This window comes from Bowdeniella nasicola (assembly GCF_900107735.1).
In the GTDB taxonomy this organism is placed as follows: Bacteria; Actinomycetota; Actinomycetes; order Actinomycetales; family Actinomycetaceae; genus Bowdeniella; species Bowdeniella massiliensis.
Genome location: NZ_FNQV01000001.1, coordinates 238,467 through 251,559, shown reverse-complemented (window position 1 = coordinate 251,559; position 13,093 = coordinate 238,467). Strand labels below are relative to the sequence as shown.

The window sequence follows — 13,093 nt, the reverse complement described above, 5'->3', positions numbered from 1 at the left end:
ATGACGACACCTCCCGCCGACCGTACGCCGCGCCAATGGGCCCTCGCCCGCGCGGTTTCCGATATCGACGACCACGTGGCGAAGCTGCCGTGGGATGGTCCCGTGCATCTCTTCGCGCTCATCCGCACCGCCGAGGCCCTGGCCAGTGACGAGCAATTTGCTGCCGAGTTGCCGGGCTCGATTAAGGTCGAGGCGGAGGGCGATCCCGAGCACTTGACGAGCGTGGAGCAGGATCAGCTGCCGGAGGTTGACGAGCTCGAGGATCTCCTCGCGCGCATTGCGTGGCCGGAAGCGGTGGCGGGCGCGGCCATCGTCGTCGAGCGCATCGTGTTACCACCCGAAGCGGAGGCGGGACTCGGCCCGGAAGCGGACGCGAGCGCCTACCTCAATCACCCACAGCGCGAGGACGTTCGCATGGTCGTGGGCGTGTTGCGCAGCGGCGAGACGTGGTCCGTGCTGCGGATGCGCCACCACGAAGCGGACGTCATGGGCGGCGAGAACCTTGTTCCGGGGCTGGCCGAGGCTCTGCTCGCGACGTTCGACTAGCTCGGGGCCTCACACGTCGCGAGCTTGGAGGTATCCCCCGCCGCGATCGACTTGACCGCGGCGAGCGCGTCGTCCAGGCGCTGAACCTTGATGCCCTGCAAGCCATCTGGCACGTGCCCGATAGTCTCGGCGCAGTTCGCCTCGGGAATGAGGAAGAAGCTCGCGCCGTCGCGCTTAGCGCCCCACATTTTCTGCCGGATACCGCCGATGGGGCCGACCGCGCCGTCGAGCGAGATCGTGCCCGTGCCCGCGACCGATGCGTCCCCGGTGAGCGGCCCGGGCGTCATCATGTCGATGATTCCGAGCGCAAACATGAGACCCGCCGAGGGTCCGCCGATGCGGTCGCCGACCCCAAAGTCGATGTCGAGCTTCTCCTTGGGGTGGGCGTACAGCGCCAGGCCTAACAGCGAGCCTTCTCGCTGCGGCGTACCGTCGGGATTGACCGGCGGATCCATCGTTGTGATGGCAAGGTCGACGGGTTTGCCGTCTCGCTCCACCGTGACCTTGACGTTAGTGCCGGGGGCGATCGTGGCCATGAGACCAATGACGTCGCGGTACGAGCTGGCGTCCAAGACCTCGTGACCCGGGGCCGCAACGGTTTTCACGATATCCCCCACCTTGGCCTGTACGGCCGCGCTGGAGCCTTCGGCGAAGCCTGCTACTTCGAGGTTGACGGGAACTTTGCGTCCCATGGACTCGAGCGCCGCGATGGAGGCGTTTTCCTGGGAGGAGTTCATCTGAGCTGCGGAGATTTCGCGGTTCTCCTCAGCGGTTTGGCCCTCGGGGAAGAGCAACTCGCGCGGCATGACGCCAAGTTTGGAGTTAAAGACTCCAAAGGTTAGCGGCATCGCGAGGATGGAGTCGCCAGGGAGGCCTGAGACGGAGACTGTCGTCATTCGCAGCGGGCCACCGACCTGCTGTTCATCGGGCACGGTGATGAGCTTTTGGCCGCGGTAGTCCCCGAGCACATCGACCGTCGGGCCGGGATGCTCAATCACGTACGGCAAGGGAGCGATGGCGCTGAAGGTCAACAGCAAAACGGTCGCCATACCCGCCAGGAATGAGCGCCGTTGCAGCACAGCGCTGACGCGTGCGGCCTCGTTCGTGGCGCGCGCGGGATCGGGCATCCCGAAGAACGCGCCCAGGCTCGCTACCAGTGGCCGCTTCGACGTGGCCCGCTTCATCAGTGGCATGTCACCATCGCACCACCGCGGGGCCGTGATTGCAAACGTCGACCACTTGCCCGATTTCGCTGTGAGAGGTGCGGGGCGCGAAGCCAGTGCCTGGCGCTCTATCCTGGAAGCTACGACCTAAGGAGCTGCCATGAGCGAGGATATGACCCCGGAAAACTCGGGAGCTAACGGTGAGAACTGGATGGAGTTTTTGCGCTCTTTTCTAGGCGAGCAGGGAGCCGAAGACGCAATCCGCGCGATGCGTGAAGCGGGTTTGGATCCGAGCGCCATGGGCCAGGCCGCCGGGATTCCGATGGACCCGCATCAGCTGCAGCTCATGGTCAATCAGATGCACGCGATGATGGCCTCGGGCGGCGACACCCCGATCAACGAGGACATGGCTCGCGATGTCGCTCGGCAGGTCGCTCGCGGTAAGGGCGACCCGTCCGTCATGGCGGACCAGGAGGCGCAGTATCGCCAGGCGCTGCAGGTCGCTGACCTCTGGCTCGACTCCGTAACCGATTTCTCGCCCTGCCGGGGCTCGCGCGATGTTCTCTCGCGCGCCCAGTGGGTGGAAAACACTCGCGAAACGCTGATTGATGTCGCGACGCCCGTCGCCACCCACATGGTCGATGCCCTGATCGAAACGCTGAGCGCCCAGATTGGCGATGCCCAGCTTCCCGAAGGGTTGAATATTCCTGGGCTCAGCGGCGATGAGAATTTCGGTGGGATCGCGACCGGGATGATGACGAAAATGTCCTCGGCAATCTTTGGCGCTCAGCTTGGGCAAGCCATTGGAACGCTCGGCAGTGAGGTTTTTGGCTACTGCGATATTGGTCTGCCCCTCACTCCGGAGCCGCGGCTCGGCCTCATTCCGGTCAATATTGAGGCCTTCGCTGAGGACCTTGATGTCCCCTTCGACGAGGTTGTTCAGTTCCTGGCCGTACGAGAGGCTGCCGCCGGCCGGTTGTATTCGAATGTGCCGTGGCTGGCCTCCCACGTGCGCGCCATCTTGCGTACCTATGCCGAGGGCATCGAAATCGACATGGACGCGATGACCAGCGCCATCCAGTCGGTCGATCCCACGAACCCGGAGCAGATTCGCGAAGCGATGAGCTCTGGTGTCTTCGCCCTGCATTCCACCGAGGAGCAAAAGGCAGCCTTGGAGCGGCTGGAGACCGCGCTCGCGGTCGTCGAGGGCTGGGTCGATGTCGTGACTGAGCAGGCAACGCGTGCTCACCTGCCCAATACCTCGGCGCTGCAGGAGATGCTGCGGCGACGCCGCGCGACGGGCGGACCCGCCGAGCATGTCTTTGCCACGCTCGTTGGCCTGGAGCTGCGTCCAGCACGGCTCCGCGATGCCGCGAAGCTGTTTTCCACCGTGGAACGAGAGCGCGGAGCGGCCGCCCGCGACGAACTGTGGCGACATCCCGATGTCATGCCCACACCGGCGGATCTTGATGAACCCGAGACGTTCTTGGCTCGCCGGGAAGCAGAATCGACGTCGGAATCCGATATCGATGCCGGGCTCGCGGCCTTGCTCGATGGCACGCTGCCCTATCACGATGAGGCCAGCGCCCACGACGATGACGAGAAACGCGGCGAAGGCAACTAGCGCGTTATCCACAGGTTTTGCTGACCCCTACCGCTTCCGGCCTGCCGGGGTTGTACTGGAGGGGTGAAAAAACCGAAATGTTCCGTCCTCATGTGGCGCTCTTTGACCGACCTACAAATCGGTGATGCTGACGGGCTCAAAGAACCCTACGTCGTCACCGATGTGGCACCGCGCGTCGTGAGCGCAATTGAGCAGTGGGCCGAAACCGGCGCTGCGCCGGCGAAGTCCCTGACAGCGGAGGACATCGAACAATTCGAGGCCATCGTTCAGGGGCTGACCGCGACGGAGCATATGCGCACGCGCCCCAAACGCGCCCCGTACGGCGTGCTGGCCCTCGACGCTCACCCGTTAACGGCCGCCATCATCGACATGCTCCTCGACGGAGGCGTCCCGATCACGCTCGATTCGGTGCCCTCGCCCGTGTGCTCTGCTCAGCAACTGGCCGAGGTCCGATATGAGGCGGCTTGCCGGGTGCGCCCTGGACCGCCCGTTGCACGGCAGATCGCGCTCCTCACGAGCGCGTACGTCGCGGATCCCGCTCGGATCGCACCGCTCATGCGCGAAGATCAGCCGTTCGTCGCCGTGAGTATTGGCGACTACTCGGTTGAGATCTCCCCCGTCGTGATCCCCGGTGTGACTCCCTGTCCGATGTGTCAGGAAGCGCACCGAACCACCATTGATGAGGCACGCCCGATCTTGGCGAGCCAGTTGCGAACCAAGCCCGTGCCACCACTGAGCCCGGCCTTGACATCGCTTGCAGCGGCCCTCGCGGTCCAGACGATCGCGGCGTTCGGCTACGGCACAACAGAAATACCCCCACGCGCGGTCGTCTTGGATACGACGACGCTGCGCGCGGGGGTACGGTCGTGGCGGTTTCATCCGGGCTGTCCGTGTCGGCACCCGGCTCCGCTCATGGACTAGGCGGTTGCCCGCTCGTCCTTTCGAGGACGGCCGCGGCCACGTTTGTGTTCGACGATGACGCCGTCCACGAGGATCTTTCCGCCCCACACGCCCCACGGCTCGCCACGCTCGAGCGCCTCCGACAGGCACAGTGCGCGCAGCGGACACTGCTCACACACCTGCTGCGCGGCACGCAATTGGGGCATCTGCTCGGCGAAGAAGAGTTCTGGTGACTGAGTGCATGGCGGCTCAATCGGGGCCGTCGATACGCTCTCCGAGAATGCACCCGGTAAATAACTGATTTCGCTGATCATCACGTCGAGGGTCACTTTCACACAACATCAAGGAGGCGCAGCGCGCCAAAGGACTGGTTAAAGGGGTAGGCAAAATACTCAGACCCCATAGGGCTTTCGGTAAGCGAGCAGGTGGTGACCTGCAGCGCGTGATCTACCGGAAGCGGATCCCTACGGAGGTCAGCGCATTAGAGATGATCAGATTGAACATGTCGGCATTCCCTCCTTCCTTGACGTGAGTGACCATCGTGGTGGCGATAGCCATGGACGAGTCTTACTCTAAGCCGCCCAAAATTTCGATGTCCAGTTATTTACCGGGCGAATTTTTTTCGCTAGTTCGGCAGCATGATTCCGTTGCCCGGACCAAGCGGCAGATCCAGGAAGAACCAGACCGCGAGCAGGGAGGCCCACGCCACCCAGAATGGGACGACGAAGGGCAGCATGCGCGCCATGACGGAACCGAAACCTACCTCGGGCTCGTAGCGACGCATCATCGCCAGCAGGACGATCATGTACGGGTTCAATGGCGTGATGATCTGAGTGGCCGAGTCACCCACCCGGAAGGCTGCCTGGACGAAGGCCGGTTCATAGCCGAGCAGGGCAAACATCGGAACAAAGACGGCCGCCATGAGAGTCCACATCGAGGACCCGGAGATGATCAGCAGGTTCAGGATCGAGGCGAGAACGATAAACGCGAGGATCGCCGGGAACCCTGTCAGGCCGATGTTCTCGAGGAACTCCGCTCCCTTGACCGCGGTCAACTGGCCAATACCGGTCCAGTTAAACAGGGCGATGAACTGGCCCAGGATAAAGGCCAGGACCAAGAAGCCGAGGACGTCTTTGAGTGCCTGCATCATAAATCCGACGAGGTCGGACATCGACTTGATGACTCCCACGACCTTGCCGTAGACGACTCCCATGAGCATGAAATAGGCAAAGACGATGAAAACGATCGACTTGAGCAGCGGGGAGGCGGGCAGGAAGCCGCCCTCCTCGTTACGCCACGGCGAGGCGGGAATGAGCACCGAGATGAGGATTACGGCGGTGAGGATGCCGCCCGCAATGAGGGCCGCACGCAGGCCGGAGCGCTCCGCGTCACTGATCTCGAGGCTGACCTCTTCGCCTTCGTGTAGTTCGGGGTGCTTGTCACGACGGACCGGGTCGGCGTGGGCCTCACCGGTGCGCTTGGAACTCGCGGGTTCCTCGGCGCCGGCCTTGTCCTTGACCGGAATGATGTAGTCGCGCGAGATCCCCAGCCGATTGATCCGGGGCTCCACGACCTTGTCGATGATGAAGCCAGCAATGATTGCCAGAACGATCGAGGAGACGATGTTGAAGTAGTAGTTCGAGACCGGGTTAACGGGCGCGAACTCGAAGTTTGGCAGCGCCTCCATGACCTTCGTCGTAATGCCAGCAAACAGGGCGTCGAGCGAGGTGGGGACGACGGAGGTGGAGTAGCCAGCGCCGGCGGCAGCGAAACCGCCGATGAGGCCCGCAACCGGGTGGCGCCCAACAGCCTTGAAGACGAGCGCCGCAAGGGGCGGAATGACGACGAAGGCGGAGTCGGCCATGATGGAGCCGACCACGCCGACGAACCCGACGACATAGGGCAGCAGCCACTTGGGGGCACCACCAAATATCTTGCGAACGGAGACGGCAAGGAAGCCGGTCTTTTCTGCGACGCCGACGGCCAGGAGAATCGGCAGAACGGTGACAAGCGGCGGGAAGCCTATGTAGTTCTCCCCCATCGTCGTCGTGAGCCAGCTGAGGCCTTCGCCGGTAAAGAGGCCGCGGATCACCGTTTCTTCTTCGGCGCCCGGTACCTGAACGCGCAGGTTCATGAAGGCGAAGATCGTCGACAGGACGCCGGTGATGAGGAAGAGGCCGAGGAAGAGGGTGAAGGGTTCGGGCAGCTTATTGCCGAGCCGCTCGACGGTGGCGAGGAAGCGGTCGAAGACCGATTGGCGCTGCTTGGGTTGTGCTGGTGCGGTCATGAGGGGTCCTTCGCATCGAAGTATGAGGGGACGTCTACGGCTCCGCCGGCGGCCTCGAATTCTTCGGCGACGGCTTGGGCAAGCTCGTCGTCGGACAGGAAATCGAGCGCGGTTGCGGCGAGCGCGAAGCTGGCATCGCTGATAGCGGTTTCGGCGGCTGGGGAGGCTGCTGCTTGCGCGAACTCCGCGGTGTGGAGCGCGACGGACTCGTCGGAGATTTTGACGAGGGGGTGGATGCCCGGGACGCGGTAGGAAACGTTGCCGAAATCGGTCGAGGCAGCGATGGTCTCGGGAAGCACGCCCCCGGGCAGGATGCGCCGGCCGCGATCGACCATCGCGGCGGCAAAGCGTGCTTCAAGTTCTTTGTTGCTGCGCACGGGCAGCGAGGGTGGGTGTTCGTCCCAGTCGATGTCTACGCGGCAGCCGGTCATGAGGGCGGCGCCGCGGCAGACGTTTTCTACGCGCTGGGAAAGGTCTCGCAGCGTGTCAGGGTACTTGGAGCGGACATACATCTTCAGCTGTGCACGCTCCACGATGATGGAGGCGCGGTCGCCACCTTCGGACATCATCGTGTGGACGCGGTCCACGGGCAGCATTTGTTGGCGTAGGAGCCCGATGCCCTGGTAGGCGATGCTCGCGGCGTCGAGCGCGTTGACGCCCATGAAGGGTTGGGCCGAGGCGTGGGCGGGCTGGCCGTGGAAGGTGACGTTCAGGGTGCGACGCCCGAGCCAGACCTGGTCGGTGACGTCGTAACCGTAGGGGTGGATCATGATCGCGGCGTCGAGCCCCTCAAAGGCGCCGCCGCGCGCCATGTACTCCTTGCCGGTGTGGCCTTCCTCGGCGGGGGTGCCGAGCCAGCGCACCCGGCCGGGGATGGCCTCGGGGTGGCGCTGCCGCAGTTGTGCGAGGGCCAGGAAGGCCCCCACTCCGCTAGCGGCGATGACGTTGTGGCCGCAGGCGTGCCCGATTCCGGGTAGGGCGTCATACTCCGACAGGATCGCTACTCGGCGACTGCTCGCGTCCGGTGCATCTCCGGGCAGGTCCGCGACCGCAGCGGTTTCAACCCCGAAGACATCGGCTTTAGCGTCGATGCCGTGCTCGTTCAGCAAGCTCACGAGGGCGGCGACGGAGCGGTGCTCGTCAAAGGCAGTTTCGGGGTGGTCGTGCAGATCCTTGGCAAGCGCGATGAGCTGCGGGGCGAGTTCCTCGACGATGGTGGCAAGCTCGGCCCGGAGTTCGGCGCGCGCGCCGTCAAACTCGGATTCGGGGGGTCTTGCGCGTTGTCGGTCTTTTTCGAGCTGCGCGCCGACGTGGTCGAAGTAGCCCGGATAGGGAGGTCGAATGTGAGTACTGTCACAAGCCATGCGCTGCACACTATCAGGCATGTGATGGAAAAGCTAGGGGAGTATCGCCTCGTGGCTAGTTATCCGCAATGAGGGCGAGGATTTCGCCCCCGTAGCGGTCGAGTTTGGTAGCCCCGATTCCGCGCAATAGCGCGAGTTGGCGCAGCGTTCGTGGTTGAGCTTGTGCGATTGCGATGAGGGTCGCGTCGTGCAGGATCGTGAAGGCGGGCTTGGAGATCTCCTTCGCGGTCTCGGCGCGCCAGGCACGCAGTAATTCGAAGAGCGCTTGCGCGTCATCATCGAGTTCCGCAAGGGGATCGATGGCGGCCTTCTTGCGCCGCGAGGTTTTCGAGGTGCTTTTCTCGGCCTCCGGCCAGATACCGGTAAGGAAGCGCGAGACGTTACGTGAGGAGCGCCCTCCGGTGCGCGAGGAGGAGTACGACAAACGAAGGTGCTCGCGCGCGCGGGTGACTCCTACGTACAGAAGGCGTTTTTCTTCTTCGATGGCTTCGGGCGTGTTGGCCATCGAGATCGGCATGAGGCCCTCGGAAAGACCCGCGAGGAAGACCGCGTCCCACTCCAGGCCCTTGGAGGAGTGGATGGAGGCGAGGGTGACGCCCTCGACGGCGGGGGCGTGCTGGTTGGCGGCGCGGTCGTGCAGTTCCTCGACGAAATCGGCGAGCGAGGCGCCGCGAGTGGCGTGCATATCGTCAGCGAGGACGACGAGGGCGTTCAGCGCGTCCCAGCGTTCGCGCATGGCGCCGGCCTGCTCGGGTGCGGCATTCGACCACCCGAGGTTGGACAGGATTGCGCGCACCGCGCGTGGCATGTCCGCTTCCTCGCTCGTATTCATGGCGCCGCGCAACATGACGAGTGCGCGCCGAATATCGGCGCGGGCAAAGAACCGCTCACCGCCGCGGATCTGGTAGCCGATGCCGGCGGTGGCGAGCGCTGTTTCGAAGGCTTGGGACTGAGCGTTGGTGCGATAGAGAATCGCGATCTCAGACAGCGCCACACCCGTGTCATTCAATTCGGTGATGGCTCGGGCGATCGCCTCGGCTTCGGCGGCGTCGTCATCGTAGCCAGTGAAATGCACCGGCACCGAGGACGGCCGTTGGGCCTGCAGGTAGACGGCGCCTTCGGGCAGGCGGCCCGTCTTAGTGCGCAGCAGTCGGTTAGCGATATCGACGACCTGTGGAGTCGAGCGGTAATCGCGCACGAGCTGAATCTTCGCGGCGCCTGGAAACGTACGGGAAAAGCCGGTAAGGAAGCCGGGAGATGCGCCGGCGAAGGAGTAGATCGTCTGAGAGACATCGCCGACGACGCACAGATCATCGCGTTCCCCCAGCCAGAGCTCAAGCAGGCGCTGCTGCAGCGGGGAGACGTCTTGGTATTCGTCGACGACGAAGTAGCGGTACTGACGACGCACTTCTTCCGCGATCTCGGGTTTCTCGACGAGCAGGCCCACGAGGATCAGCAAGATATCTTCAAAATCGATGACGCCGCGCTCGGATTTGGCATCCTCGTAGGCATTCATGAGGGAGGCGATCGTCGTCGGATCCACATCGGCGATACCGGCTCGTCCGGCGGCAGTGGCGCGCTGCGGGTAATCGTCGGGCGCAATCATCTGCACCTTGGCCCACTTGATCTCGGCGTTCAGATCGAACAGCAGCGCGCGGTCGGTTTCGATTCCGAGGCGGCCTGCGGCCTCGGCGACGAGGCCAAGAGTCTTTTCTTCTACCTTCGGCAGGGGGCCACCCACGACTTTGGGCCAGAAGTAGCCGAGTTGGCGCAGCGCCGCGGCATGGAAGGTGCGGGCCTGGACGCCGACGACGCCGAGTTCGCGCAGCCGCGAGCGCATCTCGCCCGCGGCGCGAGCGGTGAAGGTCACGGCAAGGACTGATGTGGGTTGGTAAACGCCGGTCCTCACGCCGTGAGCGATGCGGTAGGTGATGGCGCGGGTCTTACCGGTGCCGGCACCGGCGAGCACGCACAGGGGCCCGCGCAGGTGTTCGGCTACCTGGCGTTGATCTGGGTCGAGAGCGTCGAGGAGGGACATCGCTGCCATTGTCTCAGGTGGGTACTGACATTGGGCGATGCGCACAGGAGCGAGCTTGAAACTCGCGACCAATCCCCCACGGACTCGATTCGCGCTAGGCAGGTGATTCGAGCCAGTCGGAAACGAGGCTCCATGCCACCGAGATGCCTGAGGGAAGTTGCAGGGTTCCGGCGGCGATGCGGGCGGCGACGTCCTCGCGGCTGAGGAACGCGGCTTCCACGATTTCCTCGCCGTCGATGACGGGCTCGGGCGTGCCAGAGGTGCGGGCGGTGAAGGCGCACATGAGGGAGCGTGGGAACGGCCAGGGCTGGGAGCCGCGGTAGGTCACATCGTGCACGTGGACACCGGCTTCTTCGAAAACTTCGCGGGCGACCGCGGCTTCGAGCGATTCGCCGGGCTCAACGTAGCCTGCGAGGACGGAGGCCCGAGGGTAGGCGAAGTGCGCGGCGCGGGCGAGCAGGAGGCGGTCGGCGTCGTCGGTGACGGCGACGATGATGCAGGGGTCGGTGCGCGGGTAGCGTTCGGCGCCACAGTCGGTGCAGCGAAAGACCCAGCCGGATTGGATGAGGGCTGCCGGTGCGCCGCACGCGACACAGTGGGAGTCGGCTTGCCACTGGCGCAGCGCGACGGCAACGGCGGCGTACGCGGCGTCGGCCGCGGATAGTTCGAGCCCAATCTCGCGCAGCCCCTGATCAGCGCTAGTGGAGTCGGTGAGGACGAGTGCGGCGCCGTCGTAGCGCCCGAGGTAGGCAAGTGGGAGGCGGCCCGCCAGCGGCGCGATCAGCGGGCTTTCCAGCAGGCCGCGACGCGAGACGGCTATTGCGAGTGTGGTCGGATCGGCCGCGAGCGTGGGTAGTAGGTGATCGGCCATGCGGGCGGGCGTATCAAGATCGATCATTGCCCGCACGAGCGGCATCGGCAGGGTACTCATTCCACTCGCCTGGCGCCGCTGATCGTGGCTTGGCCAAGGACGCGCGTGCCGCGGTAGACGACGAGGGACTGGCCAGGCGCGATCCCACGCAACTGCTCACCGAGCTCGACGCTCAGGGTATCTCCCTCGCGGGAGATCGTGGCGGGGATGTCGCGGCCGTGGGCCCGCACCTGGATCGTAATATCGCCGGATTCGCCGTCGTCATCGGGTGCGAGCCAGACGATATCGCGGCCGGTGATCGCGCTAACCGATAGGGCTTCCTTCGGCCCCACAGTAACGGTATTCGCGGCGGTGTTGACTTCCAGGACGTAGCGCGGCCGGCCGTCGGCGGCGGGCACGGTCAGGCCGAGGCCGCGGCGCTGGCCAACAGTGTAGGCGTAGGCACCGCGATGCTCGCCGATCTCCTTGCCGCTCGCATCGAGGATGGCGCCCGGGCGCGAGCCGAGGCGGCGGCGCAGGAAGCCGGAGGTATCGCCGTCGGCGACGAAGCATATGTCGTAGGAGTCCGGCTTGGCGGACACGCGCAGTCCGCGGGCCTCAGCCTCGGCACGGACCTCGTCCTTGCTTGCGACATCGCCGAGGGGGAACAGCGAATGCGTCAGGCGCTCCTGGCCCATGACGGCAAGGACGTAGGACTGGTCCTTGAAGCGGTCGACGGCGCGGTGCAATTCGGGCGTGGGGGTGAGCCCGGGAATCAGCTGGGCGTAGTGCCCGGTCGCGACGGCATCAAAACCGAGGGCGCTGCCGCGGTCCGCGAGCGCCGCGAACTTGATGTGCTCGTTGCAGCGCACGCACGGATTGGGGGTGCGTCCGGCCTCGTATTCGGCGAGGAAATCGGCGACCACGAAGTCCTCAAACTCGTCCGACAGGTCCCACACGTAGTAGGGAATGCCGAGGTGGGCGGCGGCTCGTTGCGCATCGGAGGCGTCCTCGATGGAACAGCAGCCGCGCGAGCCCGTGCGGTGCTGGGCGCGCGACTTGCTGAGGGCCATGTGGACGCCGACGACGTCATGGCCAGCATCGACGGCGCGGGCGGCGGCGACGGCGGAGTCCACTCCCCCGGACAGTGCGGCAAGGACCTTCATGCGCCACCTCCGGCGGCTCGGGCCTGGGCGATGACGCCCGGCAGTTCGGTGATCGCGTGGGCGACCTCGTCCTCGGTGGTGTCCCAGCCGAGCGAGAGGCGCAGCGGCGCGATTCGATCCTCATCGCGGTAGCCGAGCGCGCGCACGACGTGGGATAAGGACTGGACGCCGGCGTGGCAGGCCGAGGAGGAGGCGGTGGCGATGCCGGCCATATCGGCGAGCAGCAGGAGCGCCTCGGGGTTCGCGTCCGTCACGATGAGGTGCGTGAAGCCGGGCAGCTGCTCGCTGCCCTCACCGGTGAGGCGGACTCCGGGCAGCGTGCTGAGGGCTGCGCGCAGCCGCTCGGTGTAGGCAGTGAGCCGCTCGCGCTGGGATTCGAGGTCCTCGATCGCGGCGTCGAGCGCGGCCGCGAGGGCGCACGCGCCGGCCACGTCGAGGGTGCCGGAGCGGATGCCGCGTTCTTGGCCGCCGCCGGGGCGAATGTCGTGGATGGGCGTATCGGTGCGGGCAAGCAGGACGCCGGTGCCGACGGGGGCGCCGATCTTGTGGCCGGTGAGGCTGAGTGCCGCGAGACCGGAGTCGTGAAAGTTCACGGGGACGCGCCCGACGGCCTGGACGGCGTCGGAATGCACGAGGGCCCCGGCGGCGTGGGCCCGCTCGATAACCTCGGATAGGGGCTGGATGACGCCGGTCTCGTTGTTGGCCCACATGACCGAGACGAGGCCGACGCCGCTTGTTAACGCCTCATCCAATTCGGCGAGGTCGAGCCGGCCCGCCGCATCGGTCCCGATCTCGTGCAGCCGGTAGTCGTGCAGCTTGGCGGCGCGCCGGGCGCTCAGTCGGATCGCGTCGTGCTCGATCGCGGAGATCACCGTGTCCGCGCGCTGGCCACGCTCGATGAGTGCCTCGGGAATCCCGCTGATCGCGATGGCGTCGGCCTCGGATCCGCCCGAAGTGAAGACGACTTCGCTGCTGCGGGCGCCAAGGAGTTCGGCGATGCGCTCGCGGGCTTCTTCCAGCCGCGCCCGAGCGGCCCTCCCCGCGGTGTGCAGCGAGGACGGATTGCCCGTGCGGGTCAGCTCCCGGGCGTAGGCCTCGGCGGCGACCGGCCGAATTCGGCTGGTCGCCGCGTGATCGAGGTAGGCGCGCACTGCG

11 protein-coding genes are annotated in these 13,093 nt (G+C 65.4%); 3 read left to right on the top strand and 8 right to left on the bottom strand.

Going from position 1 to position 13,093, the window contains the following annotated elements; all coding sequences use genetic code 11:
* A complete protein-coding gene (locus BLU67_RS01160) occupies positions 1-546 on the top strand; it encodes a PPA1309 family protein (RefSeq protein WP_261976986.1) in 546 nt (181 codons plus the stop codon).
* Here BLU67_RS01160 and BLU67_RS01155 read toward each other — a convergent pair.
* Positions 543-1,739, bottom strand: a complete 1,197-nt coding sequence (locus BLU67_RS01155) for a YlbL family protein (protein WP_092561138.1) — start codon at positions 1,737-1,739, stop codon at positions 543-545. The genes BLU67_RS01160 and BLU67_RS01155 overlap by 4 nt on opposite strands.
* Before the next feature lie 130 nt (positions 1,740-1,869).
* On the opposite strand from BLU67_RS01155, the gene BLU67_RS01150 reads away from it, so the two are divergent.
* Complete coding sequence (locus BLU67_RS01150) at positions 1,870-3,333, top strand: zinc-dependent metalloprotease (protein WP_222842311.1); 1,464 nt, start codon at positions 1,870-1,872, stop codon at positions 3,331-3,333.
* 102 nt (positions 3,334-3,435) lie between these two features.
* Positions 3,436-4,254 carry a hypothetical protein gene (locus BLU67_RS01145; protein WP_143027296.1) on the top strand — a complete coding sequence of 273 codons (819 nt, stop codon included), beginning with the start codon at positions 3,436-3,438 and terminating at the stop codon, positions 4,252-4,254.
* Here the strand turns inward: BLU67_RS01145 and BLU67_RS01140 are convergent.
* From BLU67_RS01140 to BLU67_RS01110, 7 genes are all read right to left on the bottom strand, one after another.
* Positions 4,251-4,547, bottom strand: a complete 297-nt coding sequence (locus BLU67_RS01140) for a WhiB family transcriptional regulator (RefSeq protein ID WP_092561207.1) — start codon at positions 4,545-4,547, stop codon at positions 4,251-4,253. The genes BLU67_RS01145 and BLU67_RS01140 overlap by 4 nt on opposite strands.
* 311 nt (positions 4,548-4,858) lie before the next feature.
* Positions 4,859-6,520, bottom strand: a complete 1,662-nt coding sequence (locus BLU67_RS01135; protein WP_092561134.1) for an AbgT family transporter — start codon at positions 6,518-6,520, stop codon at positions 4,859-4,861.
* Positions 6,517-7,884, bottom strand: coding sequence for a M20 family metallopeptidase (locus tag BLU67_RS01130; RefSeq protein WP_092561132.1), 1,368 nt, complete (start codon positions 7,882-7,884; stop codon positions 6,517-6,519). Before BLU67_RS01130 ends, BLU67_RS01135 begins: the two co-directional genes overlap by 4 nt.
* A 55-nt stretch (positions 7,885-7,939) precedes the next feature.
* On the bottom strand, positions 7,940-9,922 hold the full coding sequence (locus BLU67_RS01125) for an ATP-dependent helicase (RefSeq protein WP_261976985.1): 1,983 nt from the start codon (positions 9,920-9,922) through the stop codon (positions 7,940-7,942).
* A 94-nt stretch (positions 9,923-10,016) separates the two neighbouring features.
* Positions 10,017-10,853 carry an NAD(+) diphosphatase gene (nudC, locus tag BLU67_RS01120; RefSeq protein ID WP_092561128.1) on the bottom strand — a complete coding sequence of 279 codons (837 nt, stop codon included), beginning with the start codon at positions 10,851-10,853 and terminating at the stop codon, positions 10,017-10,019.
* Positions 10,850-11,938, bottom strand: a complete 1,089-nt coding sequence (mnmA, locus tag BLU67_RS01115; RefSeq protein ID WP_092561126.1) for a tRNA 2-thiouridine(34) synthase MnmA — start codon at positions 11,936-11,938, stop codon at positions 10,850-10,852. Before mnmA ends, nudC begins: the two co-directional genes overlap by 4 nt.
* Positions 11,935-13,089, bottom strand: coding sequence for a cysteine desulfurase family protein (locus tag BLU67_RS01110; RefSeq protein WP_176780644.1), 1,155 nt, complete (start codon positions 13,087-13,089; stop codon positions 11,935-11,937). Before BLU67_RS01110 ends, mnmA begins: the two co-directional genes overlap by 4 nt.
* Positions 13,090-13,093 lie beyond the last annotated feature (4 nt).

Excerpts from the sequence above, each read along its gene's own strand:
- BLU67_RS01130 (WP_092561132.1), bottom strand. The coding sequence starts at position 7,884 with ATGGCTTGTGACAGTACTCACATTCGACCTCCCTATCCGGGCTACTTC.
- BLU67_RS01150 (WP_222842311.1), top strand. The coding sequence starts at position 1,870 with ATGAGCGAGGATATGACCCCGGAAAACTCGGGAGCTAACGGTGAGAAC.
- BLU67_RS01140 (WP_092561207.1), bottom strand. The coding sequence starts at position 4,547 with ATGATCAGCGAAATCAGTTATTTACCGGGTGCATTCTCGGAGAGCGTA.
- BLU67_RS01155 (WP_092561138.1), bottom strand. The coding sequence starts at position 1,739 with ATGCCACTGATGAAGCGGGCCACGTCGAAGCGGCCACTGGTAGCGAGC.
- nudC (WP_092561128.1), bottom strand. The coding sequence starts at position 10,853 with ATGAGTACCCTGCCGATGCCGCTCGTGCGGGCAATGATCGATCTTGAT.
- mnmA (WP_092561126.1), bottom strand. The coding sequence starts at position 11,938 with ATGAAGGTCCTTGCCGCACTGTCCGGGGGAGTGGACTCCGCCGTCGCC.
- BLU67_RS01160 (WP_261976986.1), top strand. The coding sequence starts at position 1 with ATGACGACACCTCCCGCCGACCGTACGCCGCGCCAATGGGCCCTCGCC.
- BLU67_RS01125 (WP_261976985.1), bottom strand. The coding sequence starts at position 9,922 with ATGTCCCTCCTCGACGCTCTCGACCCAGATCAACGCCAGGTAGCCGAA.
- BLU67_RS01135 (WP_092561134.1), bottom strand. The coding sequence starts at position 6,520 with ATGACCGCACCAGCACAACCCAAGCAGCGCCAATCGGTCTTCGACCGC.